Raw genomic sequence first — 13,213 nt, forward strand, 5'->3', positions numbered from 1 at the left:
GCGGACTCAGAACTCCGGATCCCAGTCGACCCGAATCAGGCGCTGGTCGAAATCCACGTCCAGGATCACGTCGCCCCAGACGAAGGGAATCAGACGCTCGCGTTCGCCCTGGACCACCAGCACGTCGTTCGCGCCGGTCGAGAACAGGTGCGAGACCCGACCGAACTCGACACCGGCTTGGGTGACGACGGCCAGACCTTCTAGGTCGATCCAGTAGAATTCGTCCGGGCGCGGCGGTGGGAGCTGATCGCGTCGAATCGCGATCTCCTGGCCGATCAGCGCGGCGGCCTGATCGCGGTCCTCACAACCGTCCAGGCGGGCGACGAGGCCCTTGCCGTGCATCCTGCCTTCGGCCACGCGACGCGCGACGCCATCAGGCCCCAAGAGCCAGGGCGAATAGCGCAGAATGCCTTCGCGCGGATCGGTCTCGGAATACACCTTGACCCATCCTTTGACGCCGTAGAGCCCCGACACGCGCCCGAGCACGATCCGAGCAGACTGAGGTTCCCCGGACATGCTGACCGAGCCTGGCGACTGAGTAGAACTCAAGCCGCCGCAGCGGCCTCGCGCGTCGCCTGCTTGATCAGCTGCTTGACACGATCGGTCGGCTGCGCACCCTTACGGATCCACTCCTGTGCCAGCGCGGTGTCGAGCCGCAGCGGAACCTCGCCGCCACGCGCGTTCGGGTTGAAGAAACCGAGACGTTCGATGTAGCGACCATCACGCTTGGAGCGGATGTCGGCAACGACGATCTGGTAGAAAGGGTTCTTCTTGGAACCACCACGTGACAAACGAATCGTGACCATGTGCTGTCCTGGCTCAAGAGCTGGATAGGGAGGCTCGCGGAAGGCCCGCGGGTAAACGCACAAATATACAGAATTATGCGCGAAATGGAAGACCGAATTTGATCTGTCCACGAATCTCCGATGAAATCGCGCACCTGAAAGGCTCTCGCCAATTCTTTACCGGGGTCCGATTCGACTCAATGCAGCTCGACATCGACTGTCAGCCGCTCGTCGTTACCCACCAGTCGTGACCGCACCGCCTCGACTTCGATCCGGCTACCCGGCTCGGCATCGAGCAGGACCAGCCGGATATCGGCATAGCTGGTGATCGGTTGGCCACCGACCTGGATGAGTCGGTCGCCGATTTGCAGACCCGCCGTCTTCGCGCCACTGTCTTCGGCAAAACCTTCGATCGGCATTCCGCCGGCGGCGGCTGGTTGGCCGAGCATCACGCCGAGCTTGCCCGTGGGCGGCAACTCGACCGCCTCCGGATAGAGGAAGAAGTCGGCGACCATCGGGTCGGGTGTGCGTCCCTGTCCGTTGAGCAGGGTTGCCATGGGCACGGGCAGACGGCGCGCGATTCGCTGCGGGATGCCCTGGCCATATTCGATGTGACCGCTGCCGGCGATGACCACCAGCGTCGAATCCGGGTGCTCGACCAGATGGCGCGCGGCACGCTCGGCCATCCCCTCGTCCCAGAGGAGCTGGACTTCCAGGAAGTGTTCGAAGTTACCCTGCTGCTCGGCTGGATGCTGCTTGAAGATCGCCTCCAGCCGCGCGCGATGGTCCGCGTCCGAGCGGTCGATTTCGGGCAGACGCGCGCGGTCGGCTTCACTCAGGCTCGCGATGCCGCCGTCGCCGACCTGACGCGTGAGTTCGGATTCGAGGTTGAGCGCAATCACCGGAATCCGATGCGCGCGCGCCAGACTCAGGATGGGCCGATAGAGCCGGTAGTCGAAGCGCCAGCGGTCGAAATACTGGGTACGGCGCAGCAGTTCGGCCTCGTCGATCTCACCGGCGACATAGGCGTCGAGTGCAGGCTGGTAGGGCTGCTGGAACATCTCCATCCCGATCGCCACCGAGCGTCCGCGCGCCAGCAAGCCCTCAATGAGGGCGGTCTGATTGAGATGATCCTCGTAGCGGTCGTGCTGCTCGCCGACGAAGATCACGCGCCGGTCGGCCAGACGCGCAATCAGTGCCTCCATGTCGGTCAGATACGCGCTTTCCAGCACGCGCGTCGGGTTGTTCACCAGAGCGCTGGCCCCATCTGTGCGCGTGACCGACGACGCGGAAGACGCCTCGCTCCCGGCCGGAATCAGTGCACTGATGGTCACGAGCATGGCCACCAGGTTCAGTCTGCTATAGATTCGATGCGACATACGCTTGTCCTGTCACTTCAACTCGGGTTTCCGATGATCACGATCCATGACCGCTCACAGCGGCCCGCTTGGCCGGCCCACGATACCATGCACCAGACCGGCTCAGCCGGCGTTTGGGCGCTGGTCGTGCTGGCGGCACTGCTGTGGCTCGACAGTCCGCGACTCCTGGCCGATCCGGCGCACTCCGCGCCGCCCCTGATCCGGCATCAGCTTGAGGTCCGGCTCGACCCCGAGTCGGGGCGGATCGAGGTCAGGGACCAGATGCGGCTTCCCGAGTCGAAAAGCCAGTGGTCGCTGATCCTGCATACCGGGCTCGAACCCAGACTCATCGACGGCGAGGCGACCCTGACGCACGTTTCAGCGTTCGGGCATCTGGCCGAATATCGCTTGCATCTGAAGACGCCCGGAGCCGTGACGCTCGCCTATGGCGGGCGCATCCGTCACGACCTGGAGCGGATCGACGAAAGTCTCGGTCGCGCGCGTCAGTGGTCGCGCGGGACCATCGCACCAGCCGGCGTCTTTCTCGACGGCGGCAGCGGCTGGTATCCGCGTATTCCAGACAGCCATCAGAGCTTCTCGCTCGATGTCCGGCTTCCCGAGGGCTGGTCGGCGATCACCCAGGGCACGGGCACGACCGACCCAGCCACGGGCCAGTCACACTGGTCCGAGTCGCAGCCGCAGGACGACATCTATCTGATCGCCGGCCGTTTCCACGCCTATCACCAACGCACAGCGGGCGTACAGGCCGAGGCCCAGGTCTATCTGCGTGAGCCGGACACCGCGCTGGCCAAACGCTATCTAGACGCCACGCTCGACTATCTCGCCCTCTATTCCGACCTCATCGGCCCCTACCCCTTCGCCAAGTTCGCCCTGGTCGAGAATTTCTGGGAGTCGGGCTATGGCATGCCCTCCTTCACTCTGCTCGGCCCCAGGGTCATCCGCCTGCCCTTCATCCTCCAGACCTCCTATCCGCACGAGATCCTGCACAACTGGTGGGGCAACGGGGTCTATGTGGATTATGAATCGGGCAACTGGAGCGAGGGGCTGACCAACTATCTGGCCGACTATTGGCTCATGGAGCGTGCCGGACGCGGGGTCGAGGGTCGGCGCGACATGCTCAAGAGCTTCGCCGACTATGTGCGCCGGGGGCGGGACTTTCCGCTGGCCGAGTTCGTGCAGCGGCATGGGGCGGACAGTCAGGCCATCGGCTACAACAAGGGTGCCATGGTCTTCCACATGCTGCGGCGCGAACTCGGCGATGAGACCTTCATTCAGGGGCTGCGGCGCTTCTATGCCGACAACCGCTTCCGGGCGGCCGGCTATGCCGATCTGCGGCGCGCCTTCGAGCGCGTGAGCGGGCGGAATCTGGGCGCCTTCTTCGCCGCCTGGGTCGAGCGCGCCGGCGCCCCCCATCTGGCACTGGAGGATGTCGAGACACGGAGCACACCGGAGGGCTATCGAATCAGCGGACGGATTCGACAGACTCAGCCCGAGCCGCCCTTTCCGCTCAGTCTGCCGGTCGCCATCGATCTCGACTCAGGCCAATCCGTGATCGAGCGAATCGTCAGCCGCGAGCGTGAGACCCGATTCGACATCGCTCTCCGATCCGCGCCCGTGCGTCTGCGAATCGACCCGGACTTCGAGGTCTTCCGCGCTCTGGCTCCAGGCGAGTTGCCCGTGACCCTGAGCAATCTCTTCGGTGCCGACCAGGGACTCATCCTGATTCCCGCTGACGCACCCGACGCGCTCCGGTCGGGCTATCGCCGCCTGGCCGAGACCTGGCGCGCGGGACACCCGGACTGGCGCGTCGCCGAGGATCGGGAGTTCGATCACCTACCGGACGATCGACCCATTTGGCTGCTTGGCTGGGAAAACCGTCATCTCGCGACCTTTGCCCGTGATGCCGCCGAGTTCTCCCTGACCCTGGACATCCAAAGGCTCGCGCTGAGTCAAGCATCCGAGCCGAGTTTCGTGAACACGGATCTCGCCCCCGAGACCGACAGTGCGGTGCTGACACGCCGGATCGAGGATCGCCCGGTTGCCTGGCTGGCCACGCGCGATCCAGGCGCCCTGCCCGCCCTGGCCCGCAAGCTGCCGCACTATGGCCAATACAGCTATCTGATCTTCAACGGCCCGGAGGCGATCAACCGGCTCAAGGGACAATGGCCGTCAGGCGACTCGGCGCTCAGTCATCGGCGATCGCCCTCAACAGTTCGCGCTGTGCCAGTTCAGCCTCGATGATCGCCGGCTCCAGCTCCGACGCGGGACAATCAGCGTGTATCCCCTTGATCAACTCGACCATCGAGGACTGGATGCGCATCAGGCCGAGGGTGCCGGACGCTCCCTTCAGGGTGTGCGCTACCCGATAGGCTCCCTCGTAATCGCCTGCCATGACGAGTGCGCGTAAGCGTTGCACATCGTCGGCATGATTCAGCGCATACTTGCCGAGTATCCGTGCATAGAAACTCGCTTCGCCACGCAGCAGCTTGAGTCCGAAATCCACATCGACACCCGCCAGCCCACGCAAGCGCTCGACGAGCGAGGAAGACCCCGGCCCTGGCGACTCGTCAGGTTTCACGGATCCGGTCTGGATCTCGGCCGGCGGTCGGCGTGCAAGCCACTTGAGCAGGACGGCATAGAGATGCGGCGGATCCACCGGCTTGGGGATATGGTCGTCCAGTCCTTCACGCAGATACCGACGACGTTCGTCCTCGAAGACGTTCGCCGTCATCGCCAGGATCGGACAGGACAACCAGTCGACCCGCTCGCGCAGCCGGCGCGTGGCTTGCACACCATCCAGCTCCGGCATCTGGATGTCCATCAGAATCAGGTCGTAACGATCGCGACAGGCCATCTCGATGGCTTGCTCGCCTGAACTGGCGAGATCGACCCGGAGTCCAACGATTTCTAGCAGATTGCAGATGACCTCCTGGTTGATCTCGTTGTCCTCGACGACCAGGATGCGTGTCCCCGTGAAGCCCTCCCTCAGTCGCAGCTCAGCCTCCGCCTCGCGCGCCACCGAATTCACGGCGAGTTCGTCGGAACCGAGGCTCTTGCCCAGCCGCACCGTGATCCAGAATCGACTCCCCTGCCCGACCTGACTCTCGGCCCCGGTCTCGCCGCCCATGAGTTGAGCCAGCCGATGCGTGATGACGAGCCCCAGGCCAGTTCCCTCGAAACGGCGCGCCACGGAATTGTCGACCTGCGAGAAGGGGCGAAAGAGTTGCGCGAGGTCTGCCGGAGCGATCCCGATACCCGTGTCGTAGACATCGAACCGCACCAGGAGATCGGTCGCCGTCTCGTCCAGAATCTCGGCCACCAGTTTGATCTCGCCGGCCTTGGTGAATTTGATGGCGTTGGAGAGATAGTTGAGCAAGGCCTGACGCAAGCACGCCTGGTCGCCGTGCAGTAGCGGCGGCAAGGCATCGATGCACCGGATGAACCTCAATCTCTTGGCTGCCACCTGTCCCAGCACGAGCGAATCGAGCTGCTCGAACAGATCCTTGGTCGAGAAGTCCTGAGTGTGCAGGGTGAACTTGCCGGCCTCGATCTTGGAGACGTCCAGGATGTCGTTGATGATCGAGAGCAGGTGATTGGCCGAATGCTCGATCTTGGTCAGGATATCGCGCGATCTCTCCGAAGAGGACTGGTCGCGGATCAACAGATAGGTCAGCCCGAGGATGGCATTCAGCGGGGTGCGGATCTCGTGGCTCATGTTGGCCAGGAAGGCGCTCTTGGCCTGATTGGCCGTCTCGGCCTGAGCACGCGCCTCAGACAACTGGGCCGTGCGCTCTGCGACCAATTCCTCCAGATGAGAACGATACCCCTCCAGCTCTTCCTGGATGCGCTTGCGCTCGGTCAGGTCGACATCGACGCAATACATCTGCGACTGACCATCGGGGCCGCGCAGCATGACGTGACTGGAGAAGACGTGGACCGGTGAGCCGTCGGCACGTTTGAGCGTCAGCTCACCGGCCGAGATCTGCTCTCCACCATTGACCCAGGAGTCGACGGCAGCGATCATCGATTCGCGCATGGCCTCCGGGATGATCAACTCCTCGAGCTGACGCCCAAGCGCCTCTTCGGCGCGATAGCCATAGAGCGCTGTACTCGCCGGATTCCAGTAGATGACGCGGCGGTAGCGGTCGTAACCCTGCACCGAGATCGCCTGGATGTGCTCGAAGAGTGCGTGGAAGCGGGTTTCAGTGTGCCAATCGTCTGCGTGCTGATTCAACCTGATCTGGGTCGAATTTCCGTTCATGACCGCCCCCTGATCGCTTGGAGCCGAAAACGGCTGTCGCTGTCATGCCGCAAAGATTAGAACATGGGGCTTCCGCTATCCAGAGGACAAGGGGCGCAAGAAACGATCACGCGCCCCAATAGGAGCCGAGACTCAAGCCACAGATTGATAATAGAGATTCTGCGGATGGCGCGCCTCGGCGAAGAATGACCAGCGCTCGATCAGCAACCCCGCGAACTGGACGAAGAAGGCGATGATCGGCAGATTCGACGAGCCGATGAGATAGGACAGCCCGATCAGTAGCACCGGGATCGGAAAGACCAGCACCAGATAGACAGTGCGTAGCCGTTCGAGCAGCGACTGACTGCGGCCATGGAAGAACTCACGGGTGTTGAAGCTGCCGCCTGTCGCACCCTGCGCCTTCTGGACCACGCTCGCATGACGCACGCCGATGGCGGTCTGAACCGTGCTCTTGTGCTTGAGCCGGGCGTTGCGGCGCAGATGCGCCAGACGCGAGGCCAGACCGACCAGGGTCAGGATCACCGCCCAGGTGCCGTAGAAGGTCACCAGCGGATTGCCGATGTAGGCCGAATAGGCCGCCGCCAGCATGAAGCCCGAGGCCGCGCCCAGGAACAGGAAGTTGCTGACCGTGAGCGGCGTATGCCATTCCTGCAAAAACCGCACGGCCGCATAGATCATGGCCGTGCAGACGAAGAGCGCCAGACTGGCGATCGTCCCGAGCACGCCGAGCAGCAGGGTCAGATCGACCTGGAGCGCCGCGCCGACCTGGAACAGCGGCTGCGTCCACTCGAACCAGTGCGCCACGCCATAGGCGAACACCAGCGCCATGACGATCGGCAGCACGATGACCTCGCGCGACAGCCAGGAGGTGCGCCACATCGCCGCCGCGCGCCAGGCCCGTTCCGGCCGTCCGAGATGGAAGAAGGACGCGCCGAGTCCCGCGATCAGGAGCAGCAGCGCGACCAGACTGCCGACGGCATAGAACTGGTCGGCCTGAGCGGGCAGGAAACGGGCGACGGCATAGAGTTGCCCCGTGACCATCGCCAGATAGAGACCCTGACCGGCACCGAGCAGCGTGGTCAGAAAGATGACTGAGAAAGCTGGATGCATGGGATTCGATCCTGCGGTAGCGGATTACCAGGCCACGTCGTCGAGGGTTTCCTCGCCGGTGTAATCGGTGAGGTCTTCCTTGCGCCAGGGGTTGTCGACACGCGTGAGTTCCTCGGGATCGATGTGCATCCGGGTCTTCCGGCGCGGCAGATAGTGATTGGCCGGCTTGGTGCCCCACTCGGGCATGAGCTGATAGCCGCCGCGCTCGCGGATGGCGATCGAGACCTCGGAGTCGGGATCGTGCACGTCGCCGAACAGACGCGCATTGGCCGGACAGGCCAGCACGCAGGACGGCTTGCGATCCCGTTCGGAGAGCTTGGCGTCGGTGATGCGGTCGATGCAGAGCGTGCATTTCTTCATCACCTTCTGCTGCGCGTCGAGTTCGCGCGCGCCATAGGGACAGGCCCAGGAGCAGTATTTGCAGCCGATGCACTTGTCATAGTCGACCAGCACCACGCCGTTGTCCGGACGCTTGTACGACGCGCCGGTCGGACACACGGGCACGCAGGGCGGCTCTTCGCAGTGCAGACAGCTCTTGGGGAAGTGCACCGTCTCGGTATTGGGGAAGGTACCGATCTCGAAGGTCTGCACCCGGTTGAAGAAGGTGCCGGTCGGCGACCCCTCGTAGGGGTTCTGGTCCACCAGCGGACCGGCCCAGCCGGAGGTGTTCCACTCCTTGCAGGAGGTCACGCAGGCATGACAGCCGACGCAGACGTTGAGATCGATGACGAGGGCGAGTTGAGTCATGACGCTTGCTTCCCGAAGATACCGGCCACATAGGCCTGCCACTTGCCGCGCTTCTTCTCCTGACCGGGCAGACGCGGCATCGGCTTGAACTGGGGCGACGTGACCTCGGGTTCACCCGCCTCGGCCTTGTAGACACGCACCCGCACGTCGAACCAGGCCGCCTGTCCGGTCACGGGGTCGGAGTTGGAGAGATGCTCGCCGGCCTCATGCGCCGGCAGTTCCTCGGCGATGACGTGGTTGAGCAGGAAGCCCTTGCGCGCCTCGTCGGCATTGGGCGCCAGACCCCAGGCGCCCGCGCCCTTGCCGATGGCGTTCCAGGTCCAGACGGTGCCCGGCTCCACGGCCTCGGAGAAGCGGCACATGCAGCGCACCTTGCCGTGCGGCGACTCGACCCAGACCCAGTCGCCGTCGGCGAAGCCCTGGGCCAGACCGACCTTCGGACTCAGGAACAGATAGTTGTGGCTGTGGATCTGCCGCAACCACGCATTCTGGCTGTCCCAGGAGTGGTACATGGCCATCGGGCGCTGGGTGAGCGCGTTGAGCGGATAGCGCTGGGTGTCGGTGAAGCGCGACTCCAGCGGTTCGTAATAGAACGGCAAGGGGTCGAAATAGGTCTCGACCCGTTGGCGCAACCGCTCGGGCGGCTGACGGCCGGGACGCTTGCCCTGAGCCGCGAGCCGGAAGCGCTGCAACACCTCGGAATACAGATGCAGGGTGATCGGCTCGGCATAGCGGATCATGCCGTGCGCGCGCGCCCAGTGCAGATAGCCCTTGTTCCAGTTGCGCATGTACTGATAGCTGCGCGGCAGCTCGTGGTGGTAGACGCAGTTGTTCTGGGCGTACATCTCCCACTGATGCGGATTGGGCTCGCCTTTCAGGAACTGATCGCCGCCCTTGCCGCGCCACCCGGCCAGGAAGCCGATGCCCGACCCCGGCGAGGTCTCGTAGTTGACGATGAAATCCGGGTAGTTGCGATATTTGCGACTGCCGTCGGCATTGGTGAAGGCCGGCAGCTTGAGGCGCGAGCCGAGTTCAACCAGCACTTCCTGGAACGGCTTGCACTCACCCTTGGGCGGCAGCACCGGGATGCGCACCGAGTCAACCGGACCGTCGAATTCCGAGATCGGGCGGTCGAGCATGGAGAGCACGTCATGGCGCTCCAGATAGCTGGTGTCCGGCAGCACCAGATCGGCGAAGGCCACGGTCTCGGAGGCGAAGGTGTCGCACACCACCAGGAACGGGATCTTGTAGTCCCCGTTCGGGTGCTTGTCGACCAGCATCTTGCGCACCTCGACCGTGTTCATGGTCGAGTTCCAGGCCATGTTCGCCATGAACAGGAACAGAGTGTCGATCGGATAGGGATCGCCGCGCCAGGCATTGGTGATGACGTTGTGCATCAGGCCATGCACCGAGAGCGGATACTCCCAGGAGAACGCCTTGTCGAGCCGCACCGCCTCGCCCTCGGCGTCGACGAACAGATCCTCAGGCTTGGACGGCCAGCCGAGCGGCATGCCGTCGAGCGGCGTATTGGGCTGCACTGCTTCCGGGCCGTGCGGCGGCTTGGGACAGGGCGGGATCGGACGCGGATAGGGCGCCTTGTGCCGGAAGCCGCCCGGACGGTCGATGGTGCCGAGCACGGTCATCAGCACACCGAGGGCGCGGATGGTCTGGAAGCCGTTGGAGTGCGCCGCCAGTCCGCGCATGGCATGGAAGGCGACCGGATTGCCGGTGACGGACTCGTGCTCGTCGTCCCAGCAATCGGTCCACTTGATCGGCAGCTCGATCTTCTGGTCGCGCGCCATGACGCCCATCTCGTGGGCCAGACGGCGGATGGTGTCGGCCGGGATGCCGGTGATGGGCGCGGCCCACTCGGGGGTGTATTGCTCCAGACGCTCCTTGAGCAACTGGAACGAGGGTTTGACCGGGGTGCCGTCGGGCAGGACGTAACGGCCCATCAGACGCGGATCGGCGCCGGGCGTATGGGTGCTGATCGGACCGTCGATGTCGCGATCCCACCACAGCTTGTTCTGCGGATCGAAGCAGTCGGGTTCGACGTGCATCTCGGCGCGATAGAACAGACCGTGATCGTCCCGGCTCGGGTCGTCGATCACCAGCTCGGCGGCATTGGTGTAGCGCACCAGGAAGTCGCGGTCGAACAGCCCTTTGTCCAGGATCTCGCGGGTGATGGCCAGCAGCAGCGCGCCATCGGTACCGGGCTTGATCGGCACCCATTCATCCGCCACCGCCGAATAGCCGGTGCGTACCGGGTTGACCGAGATGAAGCGCCCGCCGCGCCGCTTGAACTCCGAGATCGCCATCTTGAGCGGGTTGGAATGATGGTCCTCGGCGGTGCCGATCATCACGAACAGCTTAGCGCGCTCCAGATCCGGGCCGCCGAACTCCCAGAACGAGCCGCCGATGGTGTAGATGAGACCGGCGGCCATGTTGACCGAGCAGAAGCCGCCATGCGCGGCATAGTTGGGCGTGCCGTACTGCTTGGCGAACAGACCCGTGAGCGCCTGCATCTGATCGCGGCCGGTGAAGAGCGCGAATTTTTTCGGATCTTCGGCACGCAGCTTGGCGAGCCGCTCTTCGAGCATCGCGAAGGCTTCATCCCAGGAGATGACCTCGAAGGCGCTCTCGCCGCGCTCGGCGCCGGCTTTGCGCCGCAGCGGCTGGGTGAGTCGACCCGGAGAGTACTGCTTCATGATCCCCGAGCTGCCCTTGGCGCAGATCACACCCTTGTTCAGCGGATGATTGGGGTTGCCGTCGATGTAGCGCACCTCGCCATCGCGCAGATGCACCCGGATACCGCACCGGCACGCGCACATGTAACAGGTCGTCTCCTTGACCTCGACGCGACCGACGAGGCTGTCCGAATGACTGGCTGGATCCTGCATGGGGGTACCTTTCGCGGGGGATGACGGACGAGACAATCGCTGCATTCTAATATTCAAACGTCCGTGGTTTCAAACCGGCTCAATACTCAGTATTTCGAGCGCGCAATGAAAAGGCCGCACGCGGCGGCCTGTTTCGAGCGGAGGAAGCGGAGGCGATGGAATCAGGCGGCGGCGCGGTACTCGGCGGGCAGCCAAGCGCTCAGACGCTCACGCTCCTGCTGGACGTCGACGGTGAAGAAATGATTCAGGACTTCCAGCGCCTCGGTCAGATCCTGGCAGGGCCACTCGCTGGTGACGGTGCGGCAATTCCAGTCCTCGACATGAAAGCAGTAGTGACCGCCCTTGGCCGCTCCCTCGGCGTCGAAGCGTAACTGATAGCCGGTGGAGGTCTCGGGATCCCACTTGTAGCGGATCGTATTTTGATTGGATTCAAACATGTCCTGGCCTTCGTCGAGAGATAAATGTATGAAGATGACTGCTGCCATACACGAGCGAACCATGCGCCGGGGTTCGTCGAGCTGAAATCGAGTCATACCCGCAACAGCGATTGTGTCATTTCAGCCGCATACAGCAATCTGTAACTTCATTCTAGTACATGGATGCAACAACCAACAACCGCCGTCGGTCCGGAATTTGTGCAAAAAACGTGATCTGTTAGGCCATTTTGAAATTCAGAGCGCACTGTGCGGAATTTGCCAAGATGCTCGCCCCATGGAAATAGGTGATTTATTTTTACAACAAATCAGGCTGTTCAACAGTAAGGAAAGCGACGCCAACACAGATGCGGATGCTCGACATGGGCCTGGCGAACGCTTTCCGTGGCAAAAATCTCACAGACATCACGCACGACTCAGCCGCAACACAGCCCGAGCGGATCATTCGGATCGATGCCCGCCATGAACGTCTGACGACGATCATGATGCGTGATCTGATAGATCAGCCCCATCCAGTTGCCGATGACGCCCTCGGCCGTGTCGTGCCAGGTGTTGTGCAGCGCGGCGGCGATGAGCCGTTCCGGCAGCTCAGGTGGTTTCCGGCCCTGGTCGAGCGCCCGGATGACGCACTCACGATGCTCATTGAGGATGGCCCGCGTCTGGAGACCGAAGTAGTTGTCCGGAAACGGCGGATAGTCGGACCGCGCGCCGGCGGCGAAGCGCCCGACCTCACGCTTGTATTCCTTGAGCAATGAAATGGTGTCGTACTCGGGATGCCCCTGGAAGAACACCTGCCGGAAGCCGTCCGGACTGACAGCCAGATGCACCCCCGCCTCCTCGCTCTCGACCAGTACATGCAGACCGGCTCCGACGAACTGCGCGTGACTGATGTCGTTGAAACGCGAATGCGGCACATCGAAGCAGGTATTGACGTCGGCCACCAGCGGATGGGTGCGCGCCAGCACCCGATGCGGAAACACCCCCCAGCGCTTGGCCGGCAGACGGCGGCGCCGCTCGCCATAGCGGAACTGCATCACCGCATGGGTCGCCAGACAGGAGCAGAGCGTCGAACAGACGTTGTCGTAGGCCCAGTCGACCACCTCGATCAGCGGCTCCCAGAACGGCTCCAGCGCCAGATCCGGCCCGGTGACGTTGGCGCCGGTGATGATGAGTGCATCCAGGCCATCGGCGCGGATCTGGTCGAACGACTGGTAGTAGCGTTCGACATGAGCGCGCGCCTCGGGGCCGCGCTCCAGCTCCTTGAGCGTGAAGGGATGCACGTAGAACTGCGCGATCTGGTTGCTCTCTCCGATCAGGCGGAAGAACTGGCGCTCGGTCGCCGCCAGGGCCGCGTCCGGCATCATGTTGAGCAGGCCGATGTGCAGTTCGCGGATGTCCTGATGGAGCGCGAAATCCGGGTCGAGGATCTGCTGCCCCTCCTCGCGCAACCGGGCGAAGGTGGGCAGGTCATTGTGGGCGACGATGGGCATAACAGCGGCGTTCAGTCAGTGGCAGTCATTCACAGCGCTCGGTTCGACAGGATCGCTCGGCACCCGGTCCTGTAGGTTCAGCAACGATTCTGTCGATCCCGTCCGTT

Annotated in this window: 10 protein-coding genes; 1 reads left to right on the forward strand and 9 read right to left on the reverse strand. The window is 63.4% G+C overall.

The window, feature by feature from the left end:
- Positions 1-6 precede the first annotated feature (6 nt).
- The 3 genes from rimM to ALVIN_RS12415 form a co-directional block, all read right to left on the reverse strand.
- Entirely contained in the window at positions 7-516 is a 510-nt protein-coding gene (gene rimM / locus ALVIN_RS12405; protein WP_012971666.1) for a ribosome maturation factor RimM, read from the reverse strand.
- 29 nt (positions 517-545) lie between these two features.
- Entirely contained in the window at positions 546-806 is a 261-nt protein-coding gene (rpsP, locus tag ALVIN_RS12410; protein ID WP_012971667.1) for a 30S ribosomal protein S16, read from the reverse strand.
- A 176-nt stretch (positions 807-982) separates the two neighbouring features.
- Complete coding sequence (locus tag ALVIN_RS12415) at positions 983-2,164, reverse strand: ChaN family lipoprotein (protein ID WP_012971668.1); 1,182 nt, start codon at positions 2,162-2,164, stop codon at positions 983-985.
- A 33-nt stretch (positions 2,165-2,197) separates the two neighbouring features.
- Here ALVIN_RS12415 and ALVIN_RS12420 point away from each other — a divergent pair, with 33 nt between their 5' ends.
- Positions 2,198-4,405 carry a M1 family metallopeptidase gene (locus tag ALVIN_RS12420; RefSeq protein WP_148217511.1) on the forward strand — a complete coding sequence of 736 codons (2,208 nt, stop codon included), beginning with the start codon at positions 2,198-2,200 and terminating at the stop codon, positions 4,403-4,405.
- On the opposite strand, the gene ALVIN_RS12425 is transcribed toward ALVIN_RS12420, so the two are convergent.
- The 6 genes from ALVIN_RS12425 to metA all read right to left on the reverse strand — a co-directional run bounded on the left by ALVIN_RS12425 (position 4,350) and on the right by metA (position 13,106).
- On the reverse strand, positions 4,350-6,398 hold the full coding sequence (locus ALVIN_RS12425; RefSeq protein WP_050750330.1) for a PAS domain-containing hybrid sensor histidine kinase/response regulator: 2,049 nt from the start codon (positions 6,396-6,398) through the stop codon (positions 4,350-4,352). The genes ALVIN_RS12420 and ALVIN_RS12425 overlap by 56 nt on opposite strands.
- A 159-nt stretch (positions 6,399-6,557) precedes the next feature.
- Positions 6,558-7,535 (reverse strand): sulfite dehydrogenase subunit SoeC, encoded by a 978-nt coding sequence (gene soeC, locus ALVIN_RS12430; RefSeq protein WP_012971671.1) that lies wholly within the window; start codon positions 7,533-7,535, stop codon positions 6,558-6,560.
- Between the two features lie 24 nt (positions 7,536-7,559).
- Positions 7,560-8,282, reverse strand: a complete 723-nt coding sequence (gene soeB / locus ALVIN_RS12435) for a sulfite dehydrogenase subunit SoeB (RefSeq protein ID WP_012971672.1) — start codon at positions 8,280-8,282, stop codon at positions 7,560-7,562.
- Positions 8,279-11,182: a sulfite dehydrogenase subunit SoeA gene (gene soeA / locus ALVIN_RS12440; protein WP_012971673.1), complete on the reverse strand. Its 2,904-nt coding sequence runs from the start codon at positions 11,180-11,182 to the stop codon at positions 8,279-8,281. The genes soeB and soeA overlap by 4 nt, the downstream gene beginning before the upstream one ends.
- Before the next feature lie 161 nt (positions 11,183-11,343).
- Entirely contained in the window at positions 11,344-11,619 is a 276-nt protein-coding gene (locus tag ALVIN_RS12445; protein WP_012971674.1) for a hypothetical protein, read from the reverse strand.
- Between the two features lie 413 nt (positions 11,620-12,032).
- Complete coding sequence (gene metA, locus ALVIN_RS12450; RefSeq protein WP_012971675.1) at positions 12,033-13,106, reverse strand: homoserine O-succinyltransferase MetA; 1,074 nt, start codon at positions 13,104-13,106, stop codon at positions 12,033-12,035.
- Positions 13,107-13,213 lie beyond the last annotated feature (107 nt).

Origin of the sequence: Allochromatium vinosum DSM 180 (assembly GCF_000025485.1) — a bacterium.
Classification (GTDB): Bacteria; Pseudomonadota; Gammaproteobacteria; order Chromatiales; family Chromatiaceae; genus Thermochromatium; species Thermochromatium vinosum.

What these genes read in the sequence shown, in the direction of transcription:
- soeB (WP_012971672.1), bottom strand. Translation starts at nt 8,282, where the DNA reads ATGACTCAACTCGCCCTCGTCATCGATCTCAACGTCTGCGTCGGCTGT.
- rimM (WP_012971666.1), bottom strand. Translation starts at nt 516, where the DNA reads ATGTCCGGGGAACCTCAGTCTGCTCGGATCGTGCTCGGGCGCGTGTCG.
- metA (WP_012971675.1), bottom strand. Translation starts at nt 13,106, where the DNA reads ATGCCCATCGTCGCCCACAATGACCTGCCCACCTTCGCCCGGTTGCGC.
- ALVIN_RS12420 (WP_148217511.1), top strand. Translation starts at nt 2,198, where the DNA reads ATGATCACGATCCATGACCGCTCACAGCGGCCCGCTTGGCCGGCCCAC.
- rpsP (WP_012971667.1), bottom strand. Translation starts at nt 806, where the DNA reads ATGGTCACGATTCGTTTGTCACGTGGTGGTTCCAAGAAGAACCCTTTC.
- soeC (WP_012971671.1), bottom strand. Translation starts at nt 7,535, where the DNA reads ATGCATCCAGCTTTCTCAGTCATCTTTCTGACCACGCTGCTCGGTGCC.
- ALVIN_RS12415 (WP_012971668.1), bottom strand. Translation starts at nt 2,164, where the DNA reads ATGTCGCATCGAATCTATAGCAGACTGAACCTGGTGGCCATGCTCGTG.
- soeA (WP_012971673.1), bottom strand. Translation starts at nt 11,182, where the DNA reads ATGCAGGATCCAGCCAGTCATTCGGACAGCCTCGTCGGTCGCGTCGAG.
- ALVIN_RS12445 (WP_012971674.1), bottom strand. Translation starts at nt 11,619, where the DNA reads ATGTTTGAATCCAATCAAAATACGATCCGCTACAAGTGGGATCCCGAG.